Below are 20000 nucleotides of genomic sequence, written 5' to 3'. Positions count from 1 at the left end.
AATCCTTCGCAGGTGCGAACTCCGCATGAACCTTCTCAAGCTTGTCGCGCTCGACGATCAGGATCTGAGCATCGTCTCGGCCCATGTCCAGGACGCCGTGCTCAAGGTCGGCGACCTCGAATACATGCCGGCGGTCAAGCGCTTCATGATGACGATGAACCGCTTCGTCTGGGAGGCGAAATCCGGTTTCTTCCGCCAGCACAATGAGCGGCGGCAAAGCGTGCTGCATTTCGACCGGGTGCTGGGCGCCAAGACCAGCGGCATTGCCCGCGACAAGCCGGACGAGGTGCTGTCGCTGCTGGCGATCAGCTTCGTCGCGCTCGACAAGCCGGCCGGCATTGTCGAGCTGATCTTTTCAGGCGGCGGCGCGATCATGCTCGATGTCGAGTGCATCGAGGCGCGGCTGGCTGACATTGGCGGCGCCTGGGAAGCGACGTCGCGTCCCTTCCACGGAGCCTGAGGACACAAGATGGCCATCACGCTTCGTCTGTCCGATGCCGATTTCGAGCAGCGGTTTGCCGCGTTCCTTTTGACCAAGCGCGAGGTCTCGGAGGACGTCGACGCGGTGGTGCGCGCGATCATCGCGCGGGTGCGCGCCGAGGGCGACGCGGCGCTCATCGACTACACGCAGAGATTCGAAAAGGCCGATCTGAAAGGCCTCGGCATTGCCGTGTCGCAAGACGACATCGCCAAGGCCTACGATGCGGCCGACCCGCAGACGATCGAGGCGCTCAAATTCGCCCGTGACCGCATCCGTTCGCATCACGAGCGGCAGCGGCCGAACGACGACCGTTATACCGACGCTGCCGGCGTCGAGCTCGGCTCGCGCTGGACCGCGATCGAGGCGGTCGGGCTCTATGTGCCGGGCGGTACGGCGAGCTATCCAAGCTCGGTGCTGATGAGCGCCGTGCCGGCCAAGGTCGCCGGCGTCGAGCGCGTCGTCATGGCGGTGCCGGCGCCCGGCGGCATCATCAATCCGCTGGTGCTGGTGGCGGCGGACCTGACCGGCATAACCGAGATCTACCGCGTCGGCGGCGCGCAGGCGATCGCAGCGCTTGCCTACGGCACCGAAACGATAAAGCCGGTCGCCAAGATCGTCGGCCCCGGCAATGCCTATGTCGCGGCGGCCAAGCGCCAGGTGTTCGGCACGGTCGGCATCGACATGATCGCCGGGCCATCGGAAGTGCTTGTCGTGGCCGACGGCAATAACGATCCGGACTGGATCGCCGCCGACCTGCTTGCCCAGGCCGAGCATGACGTGTCGGCGCAGTCGATCCTGATCACCGACGATCCTGTCTTCGGCGCGGCGGTCGAACAGGCGGTCGAACGCCAGTCGCAAAGCCTGTCGCGCGCCGGGACGGCGGCGGCGAGTTGGCGCGATTTCGGCGCCGTCATCCACGTCCCCCGAATCGAGGCGGCGCTGCCGCTGGTCGACCGCATCGCGGCCGAACATGTCGAGCTTGCCATCGACGAGCCGGAAGCCTTCCTGGCGCGGATGCGCAATGCCGGCGCCGTCTTCCTCGGCCGCCACACGCCGGAAGCCATCGGCGACTATGTCGGCGGCTCCAACCACGTGCTGCCGACGGCGCGCTCGGCGCGCTTCTCGTCCGGGCTTTCGGTGCTCGATTTCGTCAAGCGCACCTCGATCCTGAAGCTCGGGCCGGAGCAATTGCGGGCGCTGGCGCCGGCGGCCATCGCGCTGGCCACAGCGGAAGGCCTCGACGGGCATGGACGCTCCGTCGCCATCCGGCTGAATATGTAGCTGACATGGCGGACTACGATCGAACCCGTGCCAGGCTGATCGATGTCGAACTCGACGAATCGATCGGCCGTTCGACGCCCGATGTCGAGCATGAGCGGGCGGTGGCGATCTTCGACCTGATCGAGGAAAACAGCTTCCAGCCGGTCAATGACGACGGCGCCGGGCCCTACCGGCTAAAACTGTCGCTGGCCGAATCCCGCCTGGTCTTCGCGGTGACGCGCGAGGATGGCGCGGCGGTCGTAACCCACATCCTGTCGCTGACGCCACTCAGGCGCATCGTCAAGGACTATTACATGATCTGCGAAAGCTATTACGATGCCATCCGCACCTCGACGCCCAGCCAGATCGAGGCGATCGACATGGGCCGGCGCGGCCTGCACAATGAGGGCTCGCAGACACTGATGGACCGGCTGGCCGGCAAGATCGACATCGATTTCGACACGGCGCGCCGGCTGTTCACGCTGGTCTGCGTACTGCACTGGCGAGGCTGAACTGTCAGTCCCTCTGCCCCGCTCGATCCTGCCCCGCTCGATCCTGTTCGTCTGCGCCATGAACGCCGTGCGCTCGCCGATGGCCGAACTGCTGGCGCGTCAGGTGCTTCCGGCCACCACCTTCGTCGCGTCGGCCGGGGTGCGCGGCGGCGAACGCGACCCGTTCGTCGACGCCGTGCTGGCCGAGGACGGGCTTTCGCTCGGCGACCGGCACCCGAGGACACTGGACGATCTCGAGGACGACTATTTCGACCTGATCATCACGCTGTCGCCGGAAGCCCATCACACCGCGCTCGAGCTTACTCGCTCGCTTGCCGTCGACGTCGAATATTGGCCGATGCCGGACCCGACTGGCGTCGGCGGCACGCGCGAGCAGATCATGGCCGCCTATCGCGAGGTGCGCGAACGGCTGAGGGCGCGGATCGGCCGCCGTTTTCTGGCGCCGGAAGCAGAGAAACCGGGCTGATTTAAGCATGTTCACAAGCGCACGATTATCATATAGGTTCCGCCCAAATTCCGGCTAGAGTCGGATGATTTCAGGTCTGTTCGACCTGAAATCTGAATCCGCCTCTAAATCCAAGAAGTAGAGCATGATGTCGTCCGAAAACCGCTTCACACTTTTCGGCATCATGCTCTAGGCGCTGGGAATCCATCCAAGCAAAGGTATCGAATGCCGAAGGAAGAAGTCCTCGAGTTTCCGGGTGTCGTCACGGAATTATTGCCCAATGCGATGTTCAGGGTGAAGCTTGAAAACGAACACGAAATCATCGCCCACACCGCCGGCCGCATGCGCAAGAACCGCATCCGCGTGCTGACCGGCGACAAGGTCCTTGTCGAGATGACACCCTACGACCTGACCAAGGGCCGCATCACCTACCGTTTCAAGTAAGATCGTCAGAGCTCGGCCGGGATCGCGATGAGCATTTTGCAGAAGCTCGTGCTTGCCTCGGGTTCGCCGCGCCGAATCGAGCTGCTGCAGCAGGCGGGCATCGAGCCGGACCGCGTGCTGCCGGCCGGTGTCGACGAAACGCCGTTGCGCGCCGAGCATCCACGCTCGCTGGCCAAGCGCCTGTCGAAGGAAAAGGCCGAAAAGGCGCTGGCCTCGCTGCAGACGGAAGAGGATTATGCACCGAGCTTCGTGCTGGCCGCCGACACCGTGGTCGCCGTCGGCCGGCGCATCCTGCCCAAGGCCGAAACGTTCGACGACGTCGTCAATTGCCTCGGACTGCTGTCCGGCCGTTCGCACCGGGTCTATTCCGGCATCTGCCTGGTTACGCCGAGCGGCAAGCTGCGCCAGCGGCTGGTCGAGACCAGGGTGCGTTTCAAGCGGCTGCCGCGCGCCGAGATCGACGCCTATGTGGCCTCGGGAGAATGGCGCGGCAAGGCCGGCGGCTACGCAGTCCAGGGTCTGGCCGGCGCCTTCGTCGTCAAGCTTGTCGGCTCCTACACCAACGTCGTCGGCCTGCCGCTCTATGAGACGGTGGCGCTGCTGGCCGGCGAGGGCTTCAAGGTGCATGCCAACTGGCAGTCAGTTCGGCCATGAACTCGGGTTCGGACGACAAGGTCACGCCGCTGCGCCCCAAGCGGCCCTGCCCCGAATGCGGCAAGCCGTCGGCGCGCGAGACCTACCCGTTCTGCTGCGTGCGCTGCAAGGACATCGACCTCAACCGCTGGCTCAAGGGCGCCTATGTCATTCCGGGCCGCGACGACGAGGACGAAACGGACAACGACCCTCCCAAATGAAGCTGTTCGGCACGGCTTGGTGACTTCGACCGCGTCCCATGAATCGACCTGTCCAGTGATTGCTCGTTTGCCGCTTGAAATCAACGCTTAGGCGCTGGACAGGCCGGATTCCCGTGCTATAACCCACGCGCTTTCAAGGGGCGCCTGCGGCGCTTTCAAGAAATCCGGCGTGCAGAACTGCCCGCGTGCCGGAACAGGCCCAGATAGCTCAGTTGGTAGAGCAGCGGACTGAAAATCCGCGTGTCGGTGGTTCGAATCCGCCTCTGGGCACCATTCCCTCTTCTCCCGACAGTCTCTTTCGCCGAAGCTTCTACGCTTCTGTCTTGGCAACTAGCTGAAATCCTTGGTGATTTTGGTGCGCAAGGCGCGGTTGGTCGGGTTTTGTGGAATTTCGGCGTGGTTGGTCCAACGAGGCGGAGGGCTGGTATTTTCGCTGGTATTGGAGATCCTGATGGTATCGATGCAGCCAAATGGAGGTCCCGAAAATGGCGCTGACCGACGTGAAATGCCGAAATGCCCGACCCGCTTCCAAGCTCGTGAAATTTTCTGACGGTGGCGGGCTCCAGCTTTGGGTGCAGCCTACCGGATCTCGGCTATGGCGCCTCGCCTATCGTTTTGGGGGCAAGCAGAAGCTTCTGGCGCTCGGCAGCTATCCCCTCATCTCCCTCGCTGAGGCACGCGAGGCGCGCGATACCGCCAAACGTCTTCTCCTACATGGCATCGACCCCGCACAGGAGCGTAAGTCGCAAAAGGCTTCCGCAGAGGACACCTTTCGCTCAATCGCGGAGGATTATGTCGACAAGCTGAAGAAGGAGGGACGTGCCGACCGGACCATCACCAAGGTCAAATGGTTGCTCGACTTTGCCTATCCAACATTTGGGGACAAAAGCATAAGGGAGATCGATCCGGCCACAATTCTTGCTGCTCTCCGCAGCGTGGAGGTTCGCGGTCGATACGAGTCGGCCAGGCGACTGCGCTCCACCATCGGCAGCGTGTTTCGATATGCAATCGCAACCGCACGCGCCGATGTAGATCCGACGATCGCCCTGAGGGGCGCACTCGTCGGTCCGACGGTCACGCCGCGTGCCGCAGTTACCGATCCTAAGGCCTTGGGAGGCTTGCTGAGGGCGATCAATGCGTTTGACGGACAGCCAACAACCCGAGCCGCCCTGAAGCTGATGGCCCTGCTGTTTCCCCGCCCCGGCGAGCTGCGCGCGGCCGGATGGGACGAGTTCGATTTCGAAAGGTCGGTGTGGAGCATCCCTGAAGGACGCATGAAGATGCGAAGGCCGCACCGTGTACCTCTTTCCAGGCAGGCGGTCAGCGTCCTGACCTCACTCAGAGAAATCTCTGGTGGTGGATCGCTGTTGTTTCCTAGTGTTCGATCGGGTTCGCGTCCGATTTCCGACAACACGCTTAACGCCGCCCTTCGCCGTATGGGCTATAGCAAAGAGGAAGCTACCGCGCACGGTTTTCGAGCAACGGCATCAACTCTGCTAAACGAATGCGGAAATTGGCATCCGGATGCCATAGAGCGGCAACTGGCCCACATCGAAAACAACGATGTTCGTCGTGCCTACGCCCGGGCTGAGCATTGGGAAGAGCGTGTCAAGATGATGCAGTGGTGGGCAGATTATTTGGATGAACTCGAGAGGCTAGTGATCTCGAGCGGGCGACGCGGCAGGCCTGCCGTTCATACACCATCGCGACCGTCCACTTTGAACCCAACAGCGACGGCACACCAAACACCGAGATGAATCTCCAACCGGACGACCAAATGGGGCGTAGGTCATCCCGCCACCGTCGTCGGGCAGAAAAGGCCGTCCCAGTAGAACTCCCGCGATCCCCGAGGCGCGCGAGCGATAGTTCCCATCGTCTCACCCACGAACGTATGAGTCTGTCTCGCCTTCGGAATGATGCGAGTCGACGAGCGCGCTTTCCGCACGCGCTTGGCTGTCCGGCGACGGCATGAACAGCAAGGTCAGATGATAGCTGCTCTCGTAATGCGCGACTTGCCTTCGAAAGCGCCGCGCCGTTCTTCATCGACTACGGTCGGCGAAAGTCCAGACGCTGACGATCTGCTCATGCTGGTCGAGTGTGAGATCAAGGCCGGGTGCTCGTTTCTAAACTGGCGATCCATCCAACTAGCCGTCACTGAGCAGGTCGCGTCCAAGGACTGGCAAGGCGCGTATAACGTTGTGCCTATCCCCGCTGTTGAGCTACGCCAAAAGCTGCTGACGATGACGGGTAGCGGCGCCGCCGACGCTCCCCCCGCCCGCCGCCTAAACGTCATCGACAAGATAGGGGACGAGTACGGCGCGCCTGAAACTGAGCCGCGTCACCCCGGTCCGGCGTCTGGCTGCACGTGGCCGATTCTGACGCCCGATGCCGATTCGGAGGACGGCGATTAGTTCGTTACGACGACCTCAAGAAATTGCATCGGTGCTTACAGCACTGTGCCAGATTTCCAAGGCACCGCGCGGAAGCAGCGCCTCGACCGGCGTCATGTCGAAGGCGACACCGCGACCGATCACCTGGAAGTCAGATGCCTGAATTCCGCACCACAGTAGCGCTAGATCGCGGTCCGCCGTGCAAAGTTGCACGATCTCGCCGGGAAATAGAGCAAATAGATGGATGAGGACCTCGAGCGACCGCAGATCTGAAAGAGCGTTGTATGCGTCCTCACTTGAGTAGCCGGGTCGCAAGTTCAACAGAGTGAAGGTAGGGCTGCACCCATTCGGCACCGCAATCGAACTTGCGATCGCGAGAACCAGCAAAGATTTTCGTGGCACGTCGAACCGGTCTGCTGCGTCAATCACGGTCGCGATGCGGGCCGCGACGTTTTTGCGACTAGTCGGCGCGCAGAGTGTTGGCGCAAGCTCAAGTAACATGGCAGTTTTTCGGCTGAAGCTCGCGCGGGTGTCTTCGATCAGGCCGAGCGCACCTTCCAGACTCTTGGCTCCCACGACGATTTCGGCCTTGGGCAAAGCCCGTCTCAGCTTCTTGATCGCTTCGTCGATCTGCGCTTTGGCCTCATCGGGATCGGGGATTCGACGGCTGTTGCCTTCGAGAGCGCAGAGCACCGGATTGATGCGGATGGGGCTATCTTCGAAGAGGTCGAGGAAATCAGGTTCGCGGCCCTTCTTCACGCCACTTTCAAACCGGCTCACGATCTCGGTTACGACATTACGGTCGACCAGAATTATTGAGTCGGCCTTGATCGTTGCCAGTGCCGACGGCAGCCATCCGCCTTTCACAAGCCCGATCGCTCGCGAGGTGAAACGGCTTTCAAGAGTGGTACTGACGTGGACCGCCGTGCCTGGATCGACACTGTTGAAATCAGTGTGAAGGATCTCCCCGTTGTACATATCGAGTTGGATCGTGATAGGCAGATTGGAGGACGCGGCTGCAAGTTCCGCGTAGCTTCGCGGCTGAATATCGACGCCAGCGAAGCTGATCGTCCTGCCGGGACCGCCATTGGGCCCTTCGCTCTCTTTGAACAGGAAGGTTCCGCCGGCACGAGGAGCTGTTTCGACGTCCGAAGTCATGAATATTTAGTTCCGTTTGTTACTGAAAGCTCCGCGTCTCGTCCTGATCGTATCGACATGCAGGTCAAGAACGCAATTTGGAACAGATATCCGAAAATCGGCGGCAGGTTCAAGCCGCCGATTTTCGGCGGCAGCTCCACAGCCGTGCCTGACGGCTGATCGAAGGGGAACGCGGCCGATAGCCTCTACGTTCAGCCCGGAGTTAGTTTGATCTGCTTGCCAGTGTACTCACGCCACAGTCCGAGCCGCTTGATCCGGTATTCTACCAGTTCGGAAGATGTTCCAAACTTGCCGGCAATTTGGCCCGACGAGAGGTTCTGGGACACGGCTTTAATAACGGCGGCTCTTGGCAGCAGGGATGCGGAGGCAAGATAGTAGGCATCGTGCTCTTCGGTCGCGTCATAGGTTCGGCCGAAGGCCTCGGCCACCTTGCTAATTTTGGTGAGCTTATGCCCCAGCAGGATGTGCCAATACTCTTCGAGTACGGTGACACGCTGGCGCTCCACAGTGTGGCTATCGTTCAGAAGGACGGCCCACCGATCATTTTCCAAATCCAGCGGCAGGCTCATCGCTGACCATTCGCCGCTAGCAGTGCTCCTCAGGTACCTGACGGTTCGCGCGTCGACGTAATTATTCTTGGACAGTGGGACGATAGCGATGCCCTCAACCTCGAGGCGAAGGCTATCGAGGGGCGCATCTTTGTCCAAGCCGAGGTCCGCGCGGAACCGCTCTGCAGTCTCCTCGAGTTCCTCCTTCGAGAGCGCCACCGCCTCGTGGGTCGCGATATCGCCTTCATCACTCGCGGTGCTTGCGCTTCCCAATGATTGGCGAAGGCAGTCGGCAGCCTGCAGAAGCATTCGAACAGTGCCGGACTGAACGTTTCGTCCGGCGCGAAAATGGACGAACGCCACGTTGTCGAAGCCAAGGCCGGCCTCGTCAGCATACGGGCCGAGCCATTGAAGCAGTCGAATCTTGGAATTGTTGTCTGGCTGGCCCTCTCCCCGCTCGATCCGGGCAAGCGTGGAAAAGCTCACCCCCACGGCGGTTGATAGGCCACGGATGCTCAGCCCTTCGGCCTCGCGTTTCTTCTTTACGGCTTGGATCAGTTTTTCTTCGAAGGAAAGCATTTTGCCCGTGCGAATAACACACCTTGACACAGTAGCGCAGATCGGCGCAGCCTGTGCTGGTGACACAGACTCGCACATCACCGATTCCAAGGGAAGTCGCTTTGGCGCCGGAGACCGAATCTTTGTTGCGGCAGATCGGCGCGGCCCTGAACACGAAAGGGTCACTCCGGGTGCACACCGATGGTGTGATCTCCGTTGATCACGAAACGAAAAAGGAAAGTGCAGATGAACGAGAAAGAGAGAGAAGACCCGCAGCCCGACCACGGCAAAGGACCGCCCGACGGCAAGGGGCGCCCGGTGGATCACGGCCGTCCAGTCCCGCACCACGGTTCGGCCGCGATCTTCAACAAGCCTACGAAAGCCAATTGAGGCTCGCCGGTGAGGCGTATCCGACATTGGCGACATTCCCCGATGAAGACGGCCTGTGGCTTCTCGTCAAAAGCTCAATCCTCCCTGGCTTGACGCGGGAAGCCACCTTTCTCGTGGCGCTGCCTTATCGATTAGGAGTTGGCCCCCGCGCTTGGGGATTCTGGACCGCCACCAACAAACCGGCCAGGTGGATCGGTCCCCGCCACACCAACTTCCAGGACGGAACGGTTTGTGCCTTCGCGCCTACCGATGGGGCATGGACCGAGGGCGGCGATCTCAGGACGCTGCTCGACCTCTATAGCGTATGGGCAGCGCGGCAATTGTTTCTTGAGATCTTCGGATTGTGGCCCGGCAAGCAGTATGCGCTGATTGGGAGCCCGCTTGCCCTGCAGATCCACTATCGCCTCAGTGAGTGCAGAGACGATGAACTATGCGGCTGCGGCTCGGAAACATTGCTGTACGCGGACTGTTGCAAGCTCGGGGACTTGAAGTGGAACCGCCTACAACTCATTGAACATTTCATGCTGGCTATCCCAGGTGGCTTTGCCAGCCGCAAACCACCTGCCCATATCGTAGACTTCATTGACGGGCGTGCATGCTTACCCTCGATAGCAGACGTCCACTTGTTAATGCCTGTATCTTAAGGATTCCCCGCGGACCATCCGGTGACTCCTCGGAGCGCCGCGGCCCACCATCTTAGATACCTCGGCGACCACAATGGAGACGACAGTGCACCTCGAACTCCTCAGGGAAGCGGGCCCTTGGCCGCGGTGCGTTCTCACTCATCGAGTTCTAAGGCGTCGCCGCGATCCAGCCTGCCTTGAAGCGCGGACGAGACCGTCCTGGTCGTCTCGCCCGGCTGCCTAGCGATCTGCCTTTGTCCCAGTCACGTCTTGAGCGACCGATGACAACGCTTTCCGATTTCGCCCTCCCTCTGTTGTAGGGCGCGCCTCAATGCGCTGCTTGCAGGTGCTCCGTCCTCCGTTATTTGTAGACGCCAGCCACGCAAAGAGACGAAGTGGAACATTTCCGCGACGGTCGCCTCTCAGCTGGAATGTCCTGCATGCGCCATTGGGCAAGCTTAATCATCGCGAACCGGAAGTCGCCCCGACTACTTTCCGGTTTCCGCCGGGAAAGATCAGGTTAGCTTCTGCTTGCGCTGACGCAATGCCGAATTCGCGTAATGCTCAAATACAGCCGGCACGTCGTCCGAAAGAATGTTACCTAGCCAGAGCGGGTCTTCGCTGTCGGTAAGAAGGTACGGATCGGCACCTTCCACAGTTGCAACGAGCAAGCCCCATTGTCGGTCGACCGATGTAGAGGAAAAAGCGCCCAGAAGTGACCGGATGTTCGCTTCCTGGCGATGACGTTCGAGTGCGATTAGAGCGGCATGCCTGACTTCGCTGTCGCGGTCATGATCGGCGAGGTGACCGAGCTCTTGCGCGAGTGCTGCGATAGGCAACCACATCGCCAGTTCGGCTGCGGATCTGCGATGGAAGACGGTGCCGGTCATTCGCTCTGCGATGAAGCCTGAAACCGTGTTTGGATCGAGTCGCCGCAATGCCCGCCCCACCGCGTTCCGCAACGAGTCTCTTTCGGTCGTGACTGCTGCATTAATCAGCTTCTCGGCCGCGATCTCGGGCGCGATCCGGACAATGAGTCGACATAGGTGGCGCTCGATCTGTGGATGGGAGAGCAGCGCGAGTTCGATCGCGTCGACAGCTCGCGCTGCATCAAATTTTGCCAAGCCTTCTATGGCGCGGAGAGGCTCCGTGGTCACGAAAGAGCGCCCGGCAAAAGCCTTGTCGAAGATCTGCTCACGCAACAACGGTTCGCCCGCTTCCGCAGCTATGTCATACGGTACATCGCGGAGAAACCGTCCGCGCTGACAGCGGTCAACGGCGGCGCTGACGCTCAGCTTCCTGGTCGCAGGATTGGCATAAAGGACGCGGATCACCTCGTCGTCATGCTTCCCGCTGGCCGTCGTAGCGTCCCGGCCCTGCAGCCAGTCCCCAAGCAATTCCAAGCCGCGATCGCCGAGCCCGGCCATTGCATTTATGCCCATCCAAGCATTCTTAGTCGTATGGGCCATACGGAGAGCAAGTTGCGCGAAATCAGCCGACTGATCACCTAGCTGCCGAAGTGCGATGCACGCATACAGCGCCACCTTGCTTTCTGGCTCGGCTCGCTGAAGGACCAACCGCACCGACGGAATCAGATCCGTGTCCCCGCTCAACCAAGCAATCAGCAGTGCGATCACGAGCGACTCTTCGCTCGGCCCGGTGCTCTGTAATATCCGCAGAGCTGGGTCCGTTAGCGCGTTTGGCATCCGGCCGCGGTGACTACGAAGCTCGGCAAGGTTGGTCGGCACTTCCGCTATGCCACTATCTTGCAAGATGTCGACCAGAACTTCGTCTGCGCCGAGGGCCGCAAGCGCTGTCATCGATTGGTGGAATTCGGCATACGGATCGGATTCCAGTTTTCCGTTGGAATCACGCGGGACTGGGCGGCGAGCGATCACTGCGAGCCTTTCAATGATGCCGTCGTCCGCGCGAACGAATGCCCAATTCAACCCACCGTGGCGAACCCAAAAATGTTCAGATTCCAGCTCCCGTTTTATCAAAGTGGTGATTCCCTCACCGCTCATAAGGATCAAAACTCGACGCGCGCTTTCGCGAAGGCGATCACGGTAGTTGCTATTGGTGCGCAGTCGGCTGCACGCGACTGCAGTAATCATCCGCTCCAATTCGCCCCCAGCCACCTCTGAAAGGATTGCCAGCAGCTCAGGAGAGACGATGCGTCCGAGAAAATCCAGAGAGTGATAGAGCCAACCTGGATCGCCTTCGATGGATTCATAGAAACGGTCGTGCAGGTCCTGTTCAAGCGCGCGAAGCATGAGCCTAAGCGTTGCCTCGTCCATTTCGTCAGGCCGCTCCCAGAAGAGATCTTCGATAAGGCGATGCGCGTTCGGTTCTGCTTCGGCAAGAAGACGAATATGTTGTTGCGTTAATTCGGATTGCGCCCGCAACACGCCCGGGAGCCAGTGATTTCGGGTCAGATACCGCTCGAACTTCTCGACCTCGACGAGGTGTTCAATCGCCCCCTGTGGATCCAGGATCGACAAGGCATATAGCGCCGCACCGCTGGCAGAATCTGCTGCCTGGGATAGATGCTGGGTCACGAAGTCGAGGTTACTACGATCCAAAAACCGCGCGATGCAATAAAGCAGGCTACGCGGCTTACTGGCACCAACTTTAGACATCAATACAGCCTTGGTCTCCTCCCATATCGCGGGTGCATCGGGATGCTCCAACCCGTTCAGCAGATATCCAAGCTCGGAAACAGGCTCCTTCTCCACATCGGCTGCAAGAATGCGCTTACGCAGCCATTCTGGGTCCAACTCGAGGCCGGCACGCAGGGCCGTGGAACTGGCCCTGTAGCCGTCATACCGTGAAACGTCTGTCTTGTCCTCCAAGGCGTCCACGCGCTGCTGGTGGATTTCCCAGAGCCGATTGAGATGACGGATGTCGGGTGCGGCAGTGAGCACAGCGATGGCAACTGCCTGTCGGTTTTGGGACAATGAATGCAGCAATGAATTGACGACATCCCCCAACTCGACATTGTCCTGCCGGGCGAGATTGGCGAATGCTTTGCCGATCAGCTTGGCCCGATGCCCCCCGTCGGCGGCAGGGGGGTCGATTGCTTTCAACCGCTCAAGAAGTATTGGAACGGCTCGCTGCCCGAGGGTCGGCAAGTGCTGAACATAGAGCTCCTCGCCGTAGCTTCCGAATTCCCGGCTGTCTTCCATTTGCGCGACAGCCTGGCGTAGGGCCTCGGAATTCTTCGCGTCCGCTGCTAACAGCCAAAGCGTGTCCATCGGCACATAACCGAGCCCTCTGCGTTTCGGCTCACTTTCGTTGGCGAGGAAAGCGCCCAAGCTTTGAAGGGTCAATTGCTTGCGCTGGTATTGCCATACGAGAGACTTTGCGACCGCCCAATTGAGCAGACGATCATGAGCAAACGCCACATCACCGCTTTCGTTGACACGAAGCCACCCGGCGGCATCCAGCCGCAAAAGCGCTTCGTCATTCAGTCCAATCTCATTCCACACCGGCCGGGGTAGAGGATAGGAGCCATCCATCATGGAAACGGCGAGAGCGATTACGATCCCTTCGTCGCCGATCCGGCCCTTGGCGGCAATCCGTGCCCAGAATCCTTCGAAAATCTCGTATTCGCTACGTGGGACGCTTTGCACCGAGACGTATGGAAGCTCTAGGTAGAGTCCGGCCAGTATCGGGTTGCGCAGCAGCGCCTTCAAGTCAGGCGGGAGATCCGTCCACCTTCGACCGCTCCGCTTCAAGAGGCGATCAAGTTCGTCGACCGAGAACTCGCCGACGGCATGCACATGAACGACATCACCATCGGTCATCTCCAGTGCCCGTGCCACGGCTCGCGGAACGGTCAAGACCAGACGCATTCCCCAATCACCCCAATCCTGACGAACGAGATCGCGCGCGATGTCGATATCCTGGATGTCGTCGATCGCCACGGTTAACCGGGAAGCAGGGCCCTCGCCTAGAAGTTCTCCCAGGAAATGCGATACCGCAACAAGGGATTTGTCGGAGGTGTCGCCAAGGCCCGTTTGCCACACGTCGCGCGCTGCCTGCGCCAGAAGGTCTTCTCGCGTTTTGCCTGCAAGCACCAAGGTTGCGATCTGGCGCTCTTGCCCGAATGCCTCCAGTATCTTTCCGAGTTGCCACGTCTTTCCTGCGCCGCTTGCTCCCGCAATCAACAATATCGCCTTGTCTTCAGGCCAATCAGGTACGTCACGCACGTCGCGGTCAGTTCGATACTTTAATCGCGCAAGCCGGCGGCGCGTTAACGCGCTCATCGTTTCGGCAAGTTCCGCCGCCTTACGCAGCCGCTCCGGATTGAGGCCCACACAACGGAACATAGAATCAATCCTGGCGGCATCGAATTGAGCTTCGCCGTTGCTCAATGTCTCGACAAGCACGCCGATCAGACGCTCTCGGATTCCGCGCTCGTCGCCAAGGTCGGGCGCATAGCGCCGCAACAGCTTTTCCACAGCGGTTGCGCGGGCGCTGCCGTCGGCACCAAACTCCATCTCAAAATGCGACAAGAGATGAAACGCGACCGCGCTTTCGTCGGTAGCCGATTGTTGAGAGCCGGCTCGTGTCACTTTAGCGATGTGGTCGAAGAACTCGCGGTTGGTACCGACCTGATCCTTGGCAAAACTTCGCTTCGCGACATCGTCGAGATCATCTGGTCCGGCTGCCGACTTTACGTCGGCGAGAAAGGCGTTGAATGGGTTCAGCTTGCCAGGGCGCCCATCGGTCACGAAGCGATAACAGGCATTCGCCCGACGCGATGGCGGTACGGCTTTGCGGAGATCGCTCAGGACAGATTCAATGCCAGCAAGAGGCCATGTGCCATCCTCCCGAGTTTTGTATTGTTCCACCAGGTAGAGACCACTTGCTTCTGCCCGCGCGTCTCCACCGCGACGAGGTTCCAACACAAGGCATGCATCCTTGATCTCGCGGCCGTCTAGGTTTCCAGAAAGCGTGACATCAGCTAGCCAGCCAAGGTGGTGGATGATTTGATAGAGAAAGCCGTTTATCGCAGCGGGTCCGCCGGCCTGCGTCATCTCTGCACCTTGTAAGCGACATCGATCGAGAGAGCCGGGACTGCACAAACACAGCACTGCTTCTGAGGCTTGTTTGCCAATGCGCATGACAGCGGTCAAGCTAGCGATCTACACACCTGACAGTCTTCGGATGGGCTGTTGTCGAAATGTCGGCTTTCAGGTAACCGCAAAAACTGAACTCTATGACCGAGCGCAAAGCGGTGGTTGTCCTACGGCTTGCCTCGCGAGATCGGGCCAACAAAAATGCCGTTTGATCTTACCCGAGCTCGTGGATGGCGACTTTAGGAATGACGGCCTTGGCAATGTCGCACAGGTGCTGATGATGGGTCAGGTAGATTACCTGGCCTGCGCTGGCCATCTCGCCGAACAGGCGGAAGACTTCCTCCGATCTGAGATGGTCGAAGGTTTCCATGATGTCGTCGGCGATAAATGGGACAGAAGGCCTGAGCTTGGCAAACTCATAGTATCCGGCCAGGCGTAGAGCCAGATAGAGTTGGAAACGCGCACCTTTCGACAGAGCGTCTGCGACCTTCGATTGGCCATCCTGCTGCGTTGCGATGAGTACTTCGCCGCCCTTTATAGGCTGGGTGGTCAAGCCTGTGTACTGGCCCCGCGTGATCAGTGCAAAGGCGTCGGAGGCCTCGCTCATCATTCCAGAGCGGTGACGTTCGCGATAGACCCGGAGCGCGCTCGCCGCCGACATCACCCCAAGTTTCAATTCAATGAAGCGAACGGCCTTCTCCTCGATTTCGAGAAGGACGGTGCGACGATCGGCATCGATCCGGGCAACGACGCTGTCGCCGCCGATCGCATCGAGCTTGTCGGTCGCCCGGGTTCGTCGGACGAGTTGCTGTTGCAGTGATTCATCGAGGTTGGCGAGGCGCCGCTCGAGTTCGGCCTTTTCAATTGCGAGCCCATCGAGATCGAGGCCTTCCAGCAACGACTGCGCCTGGATGAAGTCGTTGAGGGCGAGCTCGCTCGTCAGTCGTTCTTCAAGCTCGGCCACGGCACTGTGCAGGTCATTTCGCTCGCGAAGCTGTTCATCGCGCTCCACGACCTCCGGCAAAGTCTTCACCCCAAAGGCATCGAGCACTTCCTGCTTTGTTTTCTCGTGTGCCGCGAACTCGGCGTTCATTGCCTCTCGAACATCCTGCAACTTCTGAACGTCAAGGAGGAGATTTGCCCTCGCCTCACGGGCACGCTCGGCTTGCTCTAGACGCTCTGTCAGCCTGGCGCTCACCTGTTCTGGCGCCTCGTCGGTTGCAGGCTCGCCGGCTTGGGTACCAAGGCGTGCCACCTCTTCAGCAAATGCAGTCCTGTCCGCCTCCATCTTGCTGATGCGGATACGCATGGCCTCACGATCCTGCAGGGCCTTGGACAGCTCCGATAACTGATCGAGCACGCTGCCAAGCCCAGTTCCGGCGATGCCTTCTTGGAGCCAGGTGCCTTTTAGTGTTTCCTTGACCTCGGCCTGCCATGCACCCTCTCGCAGCTCGGCAATTTCAACAGCGAGCCGCCTGGCGGTCAGTTCCTCTTCTTTCGCGGCGACGATCCTCAGCGCCTCCGCTCGTTCGGCGTCGACCTTCGCCTGCCTGTCCAGAAAACGGTCGGCGACAACCACCCTCGCCTCCAGAGCCTCCCCGGCTTCGGTCTGTATTCCAACACTCTGAAGAGCCGAGGCCAATCCGAGATGGATCCGTTCGCCTTCGGCTCTGGCGCGCTCAATCCTTGCGCGTGCGAGCAGGATGTCGTCCCAAGCGACAAGCGCGTCGGCGCGCGCGGAAAGGCGCTCCTCGATAAGTCCGATCAAGAGGTCGAGCGACTGGGCCTGGCAATCCTCAAGCAAGGCGGTGGCCATTCGCTTGATTTCGGCGGACGCCATTTCTGCACGCTGAGCCACGCCGGCGAGTTGGCAGCTTACGCGCTCTATTGCCGCTTCGGTCTCGGCAGCCCTCTGCTTGATTGCGCGCAGATCCGCGAGCTCGCCCGCATGGGCCAATCGAGCCGCGCCGACATGATCGTCTTTGGCCAATGCTGCGGCAAAGACAGCTGCGGTTTCAGCCTTGAGGTCCGCCCGGTGATTTCGCCAGGCCTCGTGTCGCTCACGTCGAATGGCTGCGGCTATGTCATCGTCGGCGAGATCGGTCGAGGCGCGAACAGCAGCCAGCCGTGACGAAGTAGATACTCGGCTTTGTTCATGCTCAGCCAGGCGCTCGGAGAAGACTGCCTTGTCCTTTTCAAGATCTGCGGCCAGTGTTTTCCAGGCAGCAATGTGCGTCGCTGTCGGAACCAACATCTTCGAAAGTGCGTCCGCATCTCCCGACCACGGCCGAAGCCGCCGCATCGTATCGGCCAGCTTTGTTTGCCGCTCGTCCTCCATCGCGCGAGCTTCTTTTATCTCGCGCGCGTGAGTGCTGGCTTTCGCCTCGGACACGGCTGCCATCAGCCGGGCCCTCACGGGCTCGGGCACCGCCCTCTCCTCGCCAACGCGACCTCGCGCAGCATTGAGCCCGTCGAGCGCGGCAGCGGCTTCGTAGCGGGCCATCCGCAGGCTCGTCGTAATCCCGGAGCGTTGTTCGACCATGTTGCGAAGCGTGCCGACCACAAACGCCGGCAGTATGAGCCGGGATGGATCCTGTTCGGCCGATCTTCCGAGCGCGGTGAGACAGTTCGCCACCGTCTGGTCGAGCATCTGGACTTCCATTTTGCGGGTCGGCAGATCCATGCCCGCGGATAAATAGCGCGCCTTGCGATCGGCGAGTCCTCGCACCTGTTCGGAGATCGCCAGCACAGCTTCGTCGAGAACGATTGCCGCGATCTTAGCCTTCGCCCGATCGATCTCGTCGGCATTGGCCTGGAGGCGGGTTCTCAGCCGGGCGTCATGATCGATCAAATCGGCGACACTGCCGCTCCAGGTCCTGGGAGGAGACGGGATGTCAGGCAGCTCAGCCAGTCTGCTCGCCTTGCGCTTGATCTTCGCAAGCAGCGGCGCAGCACGCGCATAGCGGTCGATTGTGGCGAGCCGCGCCGACAACACTGAGCGTTCAGCGAGGCTGCAATCATACTTGTCCTGGGCCTCCACCCGTTCCGCCTCGAGCGCCTCGAATGTCGAGGCCAGGGTGTCGATCGTTTCCTTGCGTGACTTGAGTTCGGCGAACCGCTTCTTCAGCACCGCGATTTCAGTGGTCTGGGCCTGTTTTCGGTGAAGTCCATCTGCCTCCGTCTCCAGTGCGGCCAAGAGATCGCTCGCATGACCAAGCCCGGCGCTGGCGGTGAAAAGGAGCTTGCCGAGATCACCACGCGATTCAAGGATCGCCTTGCCCCCTGCTTCCAGCGTCTCGTCATCCAGTGAGAACATGCTGCTGTAGGCATCGCGGGACAATCCGGCGAGGTGAGCCGAAATGGCAATCTCGCTCAGTGGCCGACCTTCGGTATCGTGCAGCGAGTTGCTGCGACTCTTGGTGCGTGAAACGGCAAGCGTCTGCGCCTCAAATTCGAGCAGCCCGCAGATGCGCATGGAGCTATATTCGTGCAGGAAATTGTAGCGACTGCGCTCTTCGATGCCGAAGAGCAGGTCGAGATAGGCAGAAAGCGCGGTCGATTTGCCGGCTTCGTTCAAGCCAAACACTATGTGCAGATCAGGCCCTGAACTCGGCTTGGGTCCGAAGTCAATCGCCTTGTCGGTGAACTTGCCGTAACGGGTGAGATCGAGCCGCCGCAATCTCATCGCGTGCCGCCTGCCTTGAGGCGAGCCGTGACCAGGTCGACGCCACGTGCAAGCACGTCATCGAGGAATGCCTCCAACGCCGACTCGTCTTTTCCTGCGAAGTCTCGCGCATCCGGCGGCAGGTCCGCGATGGTCTTCAACACCAATTCCCTGGCGTCCGAACGGAATGCGTCCGACGTTGCGTTGGCGCGCATTGACTCGGCTAGTTCTAGGGTCGGATCCGCGACGTCTTCGGACTTCCCAGTTCCGTGAGCAGAGAGATTGAGTTCGACCTTCTCCACCCACGTGTTGCCCACCTGCTCTGCCGCCTGTTCGGCCTCGGCAAGCACCAAATCCTTATCGCGGATCATCGTCCATGACAGCGCGGAAGCGCCGACCAGGCTGAGGCGGGCGATGAGGTATTGTGATCTGGCGGCAGTCCGGGATTGTTCAAGCGCAGACCGGATGCGGCCGACGGCCTCGGGCAGTTCGGATGTTCCTGCCAGGTCGACGCTCACGCGCTCGAACTGCGCGACGCTGGTCAGCCTCTCCTCAATGTCGACAGACCGATCGTCGTTTATGGTCGCCAGGGTGACCGATTTCTCACCAGCCTCATTGATGTCTCTGCCCTGAGGGATTCCAGGCATCACGAGCGTGCTTGCGCCGGGATAGACCTTGCGAACGTGAATATGGCCAAGGGCCCAATATTCAAAGCCGTGACCTTGCAGGTCGGCGACGCTGCAAGGCGCATAGACGTCGTGGCCGGGCGAGCCGGCCAAGCTGGTGTGCATGATGCCGATGTTCGCGGCGCCCTCTCGGGGGCCGGCAAATTTGGGCAGCAGGCTTTCGGCCACCTTGGGGCTGGCGAAGCTCAGTCCTTGAAGCACGACGTCCAGCCCGGCGCCCGACTGGATCACGGACTGCGTGCGGCCACTGAAAATCGTCACCGTGTCCGGCAGGACGAGCTGTTTAGAGATTCGAGACATGGCGTCGTGGTTGCCGCGGATCATGTAGACCCTGACACCGGCCTGGTGCAGACGCATCATTTGCGAGGCCAAGAAGCGCGCCGTCTTCATTGATGTCTGATCGCCATCGTAAAGATCGCCGGCAATGACAAGCGCATCAACCCGCTCCGCAAGACACAGGTCCACGATCGAGATGAAAGCCTGGCGGCTGGCATCTCCCACCAGTTCGGCGAGTTCGGGATTGCGCAACGCGAGCGTGCGCAGCGGTGAATCGAGATGGGTGTCGGCTGTATGAACAAATCGAAATGCCATCTGGCGCGCTCTCCCGGCCCGAACAGACGTTCAGGCAACATTGCCCATCAAGTCAAATCGCCCAAAACGTCGCAGCGAGCGGCGAAGGCGTCTCCAGTCCGGTTAGCAAAGTGCGCCGGCGTTCGGCAACAGTATCTGTGAATTGAGGCCTCGAAGTCAGGATAGGGTGTCTGCGACCTTCTTGTGAGGGAGCATTGACAGGCCTGACCTCCCTGTTGCGAGCCTCAACTTCGCGTGGATAAGCGAAGCTTTTTTATTCATCCGTCAGCCAAGAGCCTTTTAATATCCTCAAGAAATTGCTTAATCTCCACG

17 protein-coding genes and 1 tRNA gene are annotated in these 20000 nt (G+C 60.4%); 12 read left to right on the top strand and 6 right to left on the bottom strand.

Translation table 11 applies throughout. The features are described from left to right. The first annotated feature begins 25 nt into the window (after positions 1-25). The 9 genes from AC0L2M_RS05805 to AC0L2M_RS05765 all read left to right on the top strand — a co-directional run bounded on the left by AC0L2M_RS05805 (position 26) and on the right by AC0L2M_RS05765 (position 5753). Positions 26-460, top strand: coding sequence for a DUF2948 family protein (locus AC0L2M_RS05805; protein WP_128175663.1), 435 nt, complete (start codon positions 26-28; stop codon positions 458-460). 9 nt (positions 461-469) lie between these two features. Then, positions 470-1762, top strand: coding sequence for a histidinol dehydrogenase (gene hisD / locus AC0L2M_RS05800; RefSeq protein ID WP_128175666.1), 1293 nt, complete (start codon positions 470-472; stop codon positions 1760-1762). Between the two features lie 5 nt (positions 1763-1767). Continuing rightward, on the top strand, positions 1768-2253 hold the full coding sequence (locus AC0L2M_RS05795) for a UPF0262 family protein (RefSeq protein WP_027155503.1): 486 nt from the start codon (positions 1768-1770) through the stop codon (positions 2251-2253). A 1-nt stretch (position 2254) separates the two neighbouring features. Continuing rightward, on the top strand, positions 2255-2719 hold the full coding sequence (locus AC0L2M_RS05790; protein ID WP_268931755.1) for an arsenate-mycothiol transferase ArsC: 465 nt from the start codon (positions 2255-2257) through the stop codon (positions 2717-2719). 204 nt (positions 2720-2923) lie between these two features. After that, entirely contained in the window at positions 2924-3142 is a 219-nt protein-coding gene (gene infA, locus AC0L2M_RS05785; RefSeq protein ID WP_006200926.1) for a translation initiation factor IF-1, read from the top strand. A gap of 27 nt (positions 3143-3169) precedes the next feature. After that, positions 3170-3796: a Maf-like protein gene (locus AC0L2M_RS05780; protein WP_023803279.1), complete on the top strand. Its 627-nt coding sequence runs from the start codon at positions 3170-3172 to the stop codon at positions 3794-3796. Next, positions 3793-3996, top strand: coding sequence for a DNA gyrase inhibitor YacG (gene yacG, locus AC0L2M_RS05775; protein ID WP_473534312.1), 204 nt, complete (start codon positions 3793-3795; stop codon positions 3994-3996). Before AC0L2M_RS05780 ends, yacG begins: the two co-directional genes overlap by 4 nt. Positions 3997-4193: 197 nt before the next feature. Then, a tRNA-Phe gene (locus AC0L2M_RS05770) sits at positions 4194-4269 on the top strand. 212 nt (positions 4270-4481) lie between these two features. After that, a complete protein-coding gene (locus AC0L2M_RS05765) occupies positions 4482-5753 on the top strand; it encodes a tyrosine-type recombinase/integrase (RefSeq protein ID WP_473534311.1) in 1272 nt (423 codons plus the stop codon). A 32-nt stretch (positions 5754-5785) separates the two neighbouring features. On the opposite strand, the gene AC0L2M_RS05760 is transcribed toward AC0L2M_RS05765, so the two are convergent. Continuing rightward, positions 5786-5881, bottom strand: a complete 96-nt coding sequence (locus AC0L2M_RS05760) for a hypothetical protein (RefSeq protein ID WP_473534486.1) — start codon at positions 5879-5881, stop codon at positions 5786-5788. A 100-nt stretch (positions 5882-5981) separates the two neighbouring features. Between AC0L2M_RS05760 and AC0L2M_RS05755 the strand changes: the two genes are divergently transcribed. Beyond that, the gene (locus AC0L2M_RS05755) at positions 5982-6407 is read left to right on the top strand and encodes a hypothetical protein (protein ID WP_473534310.1); all 426 of its coding nucleotides are present in this window, start codon (positions 5982-5984) and stop codon (positions 6405-6407) included. A 15-nt stretch (positions 6408-6422) separates the two neighbouring features. Here AC0L2M_RS05755 and AC0L2M_RS05750 read toward each other — a convergent pair whose 3' ends face one another. Together AC0L2M_RS05750 and AC0L2M_RS05745 are read right to left on the bottom strand one after the other, a co-directional pair. Further along, positions 6423-7544, bottom strand: coding sequence for a hypothetical protein (locus AC0L2M_RS05750; RefSeq protein ID WP_473534309.1), 1122 nt, complete (start codon positions 7542-7544; stop codon positions 6423-6425). Between the two features lie 191 nt (positions 7545-7735). Continuing rightward, complete coding sequence (locus tag AC0L2M_RS05745) at positions 7736-8671, bottom strand: helix-turn-helix domain-containing protein (RefSeq protein ID WP_473534308.1); 936 nt, start codon at positions 8669-8671, stop codon at positions 7736-7738. 225 nt (positions 8672-8896) lie between these two features. On the opposite strand from AC0L2M_RS05745, the gene AC0L2M_RS05740 reads away from it, so the two are divergent. Continuing rightward, on the top strand, positions 8897-9040 hold the full coding sequence (locus AC0L2M_RS05740; protein WP_473534307.1) for a hypothetical protein: 144 nt from the start codon (positions 8897-8899) through the stop codon (positions 9038-9040). A 26-nt stretch (positions 9041-9066) separates the two neighbouring features. Continuing rightward, the gene (locus AC0L2M_RS05735) at positions 9067-9684 is read left to right on the top strand and encodes a hypothetical protein (RefSeq protein ID WP_473534306.1); all 618 of its coding nucleotides are present in this window, start codon (positions 9067-9069) and stop codon (positions 9682-9684) included. 494 nt (positions 9685-10178) lie between these two features. Here AC0L2M_RS05735 and AC0L2M_RS05730 read toward each other — a convergent pair whose 3' ends face one another. From AC0L2M_RS05730 to AC0L2M_RS05720, 3 genes are all read right to left on the bottom strand, one after another. Then, complete coding sequence (locus AC0L2M_RS05730; RefSeq protein WP_473534305.1) at positions 10179-14705, bottom strand: hypothetical protein; 4527 nt, start codon at positions 14703-14705, stop codon at positions 10179-10181. 256 nt (positions 14706-14961) lie between these two features. After that, on the bottom strand, positions 14962-18432 hold the full coding sequence (locus AC0L2M_RS05725; RefSeq protein ID WP_473534304.1) for an ATP-binding protein: 3471 nt from the start codon (positions 18430-18432) through the stop codon (positions 14962-14964). Beyond that, entirely contained in the window at positions 18429-19688 is a 1260-nt protein-coding gene (locus AC0L2M_RS05720; protein WP_473534303.1) for a metallophosphoesterase family protein, read from the bottom strand. The genes AC0L2M_RS05725 and AC0L2M_RS05720 overlap by 4 nt, the downstream gene beginning before the upstream one ends. Positions 19689-20000: the final 312 nt, after the last annotated feature.

It is taken from the genome of Mesorhizobium sp. WSM4806 (genome assembly GCF_055811635.1).
Note: the sequence above shows the minus strand (reverse complement) of the source record. Positions and strands in the feature narration are given on the sequence as shown.

Coding starts and splice junctions, on each gene's coding strand:
- AC0L2M_RS05805 (WP_128175663.1), top strand. CDS start 26: ATGAACCTTCTCAAGCTTGTCGCGCTCGACGATCAGGATCTGAGCATC.
- hisD (WP_128175666.1), top strand. CDS start 470: ATGGCCATCACGCTTCGTCTGTCCGATGCCGATTTCGAGCAGCGGTTT.
- AC0L2M_RS05795 (WP_027155503.1), top strand. CDS start 1,768: ATGGCGGACTACGATCGAACCCGTGCCAGGCTGATCGATGTCGAACTC.
- infA (WP_006200926.1), top strand. CDS start 2,924: ATGCCGAAGGAAGAAGTCCTCGAGTTTCCGGGTGTCGTCACGGAATTA.
- AC0L2M_RS05780 (WP_023803279.1), top strand. CDS start 3,170: ATGAGCATTTTGCAGAAGCTCGTGCTTGCCTCGGGTTCGCCGCGCCGA.
- yacG (WP_473534312.1), top strand. CDS start 3,793: ATGAACTCGGGTTCGGACGACAAGGTCACGCCGCTGCGCCCCAAGCGG.
- AC0L2M_RS05765 (WP_473534311.1), top strand. CDS start 4,482: ATGGCGCTGACCGACGTGAAATGCCGAAATGCCCGACCCGCTTCCAAG.
- AC0L2M_RS05755 (WP_473534310.1), top strand. CDS start 5,982: ATGATAGCTGCTCTCGTAATGCGCGACTTGCCTTCGAAAGCGCCGCGC.
- AC0L2M_RS05750 (WP_473534309.1), bottom strand. CDS start 7,544: ATGACTTCGGACGTCGAAACAGCTCCTCGTGCCGGCGGAACCTTCCTG.
- AC0L2M_RS05745 (WP_473534308.1), bottom strand. CDS start 8,671: ATGCTTTCCTTCGAAGAAAAACTGATCCAAGCCGTAAAGAAGAAACGC.
- AC0L2M_RS05740 (WP_473534307.1), top strand. CDS start 8,897: ATGAACGAGAAAGAGAGAGAAGACCCGCAGCCCGACCACGGCAAAGGA.
- AC0L2M_RS05730 (WP_473534305.1), bottom strand. CDS start 14,705: ATGACGCAGGCCGGCGGACCCGCTGCGATAAACGGCTTTCTCTATCAA.
- AC0L2M_RS05725 (WP_473534304.1), bottom strand. CDS start 18,432: ATGAGATTGCGGCGGCTCGATCTCACCCGTTACGGCAAGTTCACCGAC.
- AC0L2M_RS05720 (WP_473534303.1), bottom strand. CDS start 19,688: ATGGCATTTCGATTTGTTCATACAGCCGACACCCATCTCGATTCACCG.